This window comes from Candidatus Neomarinimicrobiota bacterium (assembly GCA_034716895.1).
Classification (GTDB): domain Bacteria; phylum Fidelibacterota; class UBA8477; order UBA8477; family JABMPR01; genus JABMPR01.
Genome location: JAYEKW010000077.1, coordinates 1 through 3,789, shown reverse-complemented (window position 1 = coordinate 3,789; position 3,789 = coordinate 1). Strand labels below are relative to the sequence as shown.

Genomic DNA, 3,789 nt, shown 5'->3' with positions numbered 1-3,789 from the left:
TGATCCTGAATAATATTCTTTTCCCAGCTGCCAAGAAAAAGGAACGCAAGACCTAGTGTTATGTTAAGTATGAATGGTGCAATAAGTCGCAGGAATTTTTTTCGATAACAAGGCAAATATTTTTAGCCTGCATTATTCATGAATTATTGCCACGAAGACACTAAGTCACGAAAAGTATTAAAGTTATGAACAAGATCATTTTAAACAGTATTATTTGTATCTGTGAGTGATAATTTTTGATAAGCATATATTTTATTAAACTTTGTGTCTTGGTGACTTAGTGGCTATGAATTATTTAGGTTAGCATAGCGCTCGCTATGGTGGAAATATTTAACGCAGTTAGCGGGGAAAATAACTAGAATTGGTTGCGACAATTCATGGTTAACTTGACACTAGTGTTTGTCTCTAAACAATAATTCGTGTGAAGGCAAGAATCTCTCCCCCTTTTTCAGGGGGAGATGCCCAAAGGGCAAAGGGGGTTGCCTGGCTTGGCAATCTGCCAAAAATTATACAACCATTAGATCCAGGCAATGTGCCCTACCTCCCAAACCCCCTGTAACCTAAATCACAAAAAGCTTAGCCCCTGTCTCATCAAAATATCTTTTTATTGTTCCGAGGTATCCCCTGTGTGATATTCAACGTTATTATAAAAGGGATAGGAGTTTTGTCATGCGTAAATTAATTATTATCACTTTCACGATTCTGCTGGTATTTGGCACAACAGCTTTTGCAGATACATCTGATGCCACAATTTCCATTACCATCACTAATAATGATGTGGACTGGTGTAATTTTCAATATCCGGATACAGGATCCTTTTATACCGGGGAAGAATTTATCGCTTATGCTCAGGTCTATGAATCAGGTGTCACAGAAGCCGCCGGGCAAGGGGTTGATATTTACGCCTGGATCGGTTATTCAGAGACTAATGATGATCCATCCGGAGCTGGCTGGACCTGGGTTGCTGCCACCTATAATGTGGATAGTGGGGATAATGATGAATACAAGGTGGATCTGGGAAACGAGATCAGCAGTGGCGGAACTTATTATGTAGCCAGCCGCTTTTCGCGGGATAACAGCACTTACAAGTATGGTGGCTATGAGAGTAGTGGAGGTGGTTTCTGGGATGGTTCCACCAATGTCAGTGCCGAGTACACCGTTACGGTTAACACAGCACCTGTCCTGGCTGCTATTGGGAACCAGGAACTTACCGAAGACACATCCCTCTTTGTGGAGCTTTCTGCCACCGATGCCGAAAATCACGTTGACAGCCTGGTGTTCTCTGTCAGTGGCGGTAGTGCGTCAACAGTTTTAGCCAGCGTTAGCAATGATACGCTCTTTCTTACCCCAGCCGATGACTATTTTACTACTGAAGCTCTTGCCATCACCATTACAGTTGTGGATAATCACGGTGGCTCTGATACAGAGATTATTGAAGTGTCTGTCACCAACGTAAATGATGCACCAGTGATCGCTTCAATTTCGGATCAGAGTGGAGATGAGGGAACCGAAATGACCTTTGATCTCACTGCCACCGATGTTGACAATAATACCTTAACCTGGTCCAGTGCCAATCTGCCCAGCGGTTCCAGCTTTACTGATAATACCGATGGGACAGCCACTTTTACCTGGACACCGGACTATACTCAAGCTGGGACCTATACCGATGTGCAGTTCATCGTGGACGATGGCCAGGGTGGTCGCTCCATCATGCGGGTATCGACAGGTAGGTAAGCTGCTCTTGCGCCTGAAACAACAATTTGCTGCAGTGTTAATCCTGCTGCTCCTTCCGGCCAGCCTACTGTTTTCGGCTGGTGATACCTTGAGCATCAACATCATGATTCGCGATGTGGTGGCCATTGACGAGGTCTTTATTCCCACCGAATACGCTTTACATCCACCCTATCCCAACCCTTTTAACCCGGATGTAAATCTCACAGTTGATATACCTGAACAGTCCGAGACCAGAATCAGTATTTTGAATGTGTTAGGTCAGGAAGTGGCCGTTTTGGAAACCCGTGAATTGCAGCCTGGTCGCTACCAGTACCAATGGCAGGCGGCTGGCTACCCCTCAGGTATTTATTTTGTGAGGGTTCACACCGGACAATTCGAAACCAGCGAGAAGATCAGTTTACTGAAGTAAGCAGGATGAGGTTGATTTAAGCTGGTGTGAACGATATATTTGTTGGCTTGTTTTATTTAATGTAGCGGAGGAAATATGAAAAAAACTATTGTTTTACTAGTATTAACATCAGTATTAATTCCAGTGATTAGCTACGCGAATTGGGGGATGTTTGATGCTGACCGAAGTTGGATCACCATCAATGAAAATGGCACCTCAAATTCATACACTTTATGGAATTCTGCTACAGGGACATTTGATTCTCATGGTTTCGGAACTTATAGTTCTGGGAATACATTTCAAATCACAGCATTTGATGTAAAAACATATAAAAATAGTGGTAGCAATGTTACTGGTTGCGAATATTTCTACCGAGTTTATAAACAAGGGAGCACAGCCCCGAATTTTACAAGCTTGGGAGGAGGATGGCTAGAAGATATTAGTGGCGGTGATCAAAAATGGGGAGCAGAAGATCTTACTGTAGACTTGCTCTCCAGTGTTAATTCTTCCGGAACATGGGTTATTGAAATTTATGGACAGGTGACTGGAACCTCGCCGGATGAAACACAATATGATAATAATGGAGTAAGTGAAGGAAAATATTCAGCAACTTTTAATGCAGATTCATCCCTCCCCGTAGAACTCTCCTCTTTCAACACCCGCTCCACCACCCGTGGAGTCGAATTGACCTGGACCACCGATTCAGAGATCGAGAACCAGGGTTTTATCATTTCCCGCAAGTCAGCTGCCAGTCCCTGGTCTGAAATTTCCTCATTTACTACGAACAAGACTCTGGAAGGTCAGGGCTCAACCACCCAAGCCACCGATTACTCTTTTATTGATACCCGTGTTGAAGAAGGCGTGACCTATTCCTACCGGTTATCGGATGTAGATTACAAAGGGACGCAAACTGATCATATTGATCTGATCCAGGAGATCACCTATGTGTCCCCGGCAACAGCAACCCGCCCTGGTGTTTTCGAACTCACAGGTCTCTACCCCAATCCTTTCAATCCCAGCATCACCCTGTCCTATGATCTGGCTAAAGTTTCAGACCTGCATGTCAGCATCTACAGCATGAAGGGTGAATTGGTCTGGAATTACACTCAAGGCAGTCATCCTGCTGGTCAGAATTATACCCTGGACTGGAACGGAACTGATCTATCAGGCGGCGCCCTGTCATCAGGAATCTACCTGGTCAGCATCCAAGCCGGCGAGCAAAACCTCACCCGCAAGGTGACCCTGCTCCGCTAAACTTTTAACAGAGTTCGGTTTTCTAAAGGGCACTCAATTTTGGGTGCCCTTTTAGTTGATTAACTATGCCCGAAATGCATGGTTTTGGACAACCCCTCCCCAGATCGTGTAACGATCTGACCCTCCCGAGGGAGGGTAAATTCATGCTGTTAATATGTGTATTGCTAAACAATAATTCGTGTGAAGGCAAGAACCTCTCCCCCTTCTCAGGGGGAGATGCCCAAAGGGCAGAGGGGGTTGCCTGGCTTGGCAATCACAACCAAATTATCCAGCAACCCCTAACCCCCAACCCCTAAACCACTAAACCACTAAACCCTTTGTATTTTTCTCCCGGGGAGTACTTTTTAAGCCAACATGAAACAGCTTATCGGATTCATCATTGTCTTATTCTTCACCAGTGCTTTTGCACAGGA

Annotated in this window: 3 protein-coding genes; all 3 read left to right on the top strand. The window is 44.7% G+C overall.

All coding sequences use genetic code 11. The annotated features are described in order from the left end of the window. The first annotated feature begins 669 nt into the window (after positions 1–669). The 3 genes from U9Q77_05375 (at position 670) to U9Q77_05365 (ending at position 3,376) form a co-directional block, all read left to right on the top strand. Positions 670–1,734 (top strand): cadherin-like domain-containing protein, encoded by a 1,065-nt coding sequence (locus U9Q77_05375; protein ID MEA3286789.1) that lies wholly within the window; start codon positions 670–672, stop codon positions 1,732–1,734. Between the two features lie 7 nt (positions 1,735–1,741). Beyond that, positions 1,742–2,143, top strand: a complete 402-nt coding sequence (locus U9Q77_05370; protein ID MEA3286788.1) for a T9SS type A sorting domain-containing protein — start codon at positions 1,742–1,744, stop codon at positions 2,141–2,143. A gap of 75 nt (positions 2,144–2,218) precedes the next feature. Continuing rightward, complete coding sequence (locus tag U9Q77_05365; protein ID MEA3286787.1) at positions 2,219–3,376, top strand: T9SS type A sorting domain-containing protein; 1,158 nt, start codon at positions 2,219–2,221, stop codon at positions 3,374–3,376. Positions 3,377–3,789: the final 413 nt, after the last annotated feature.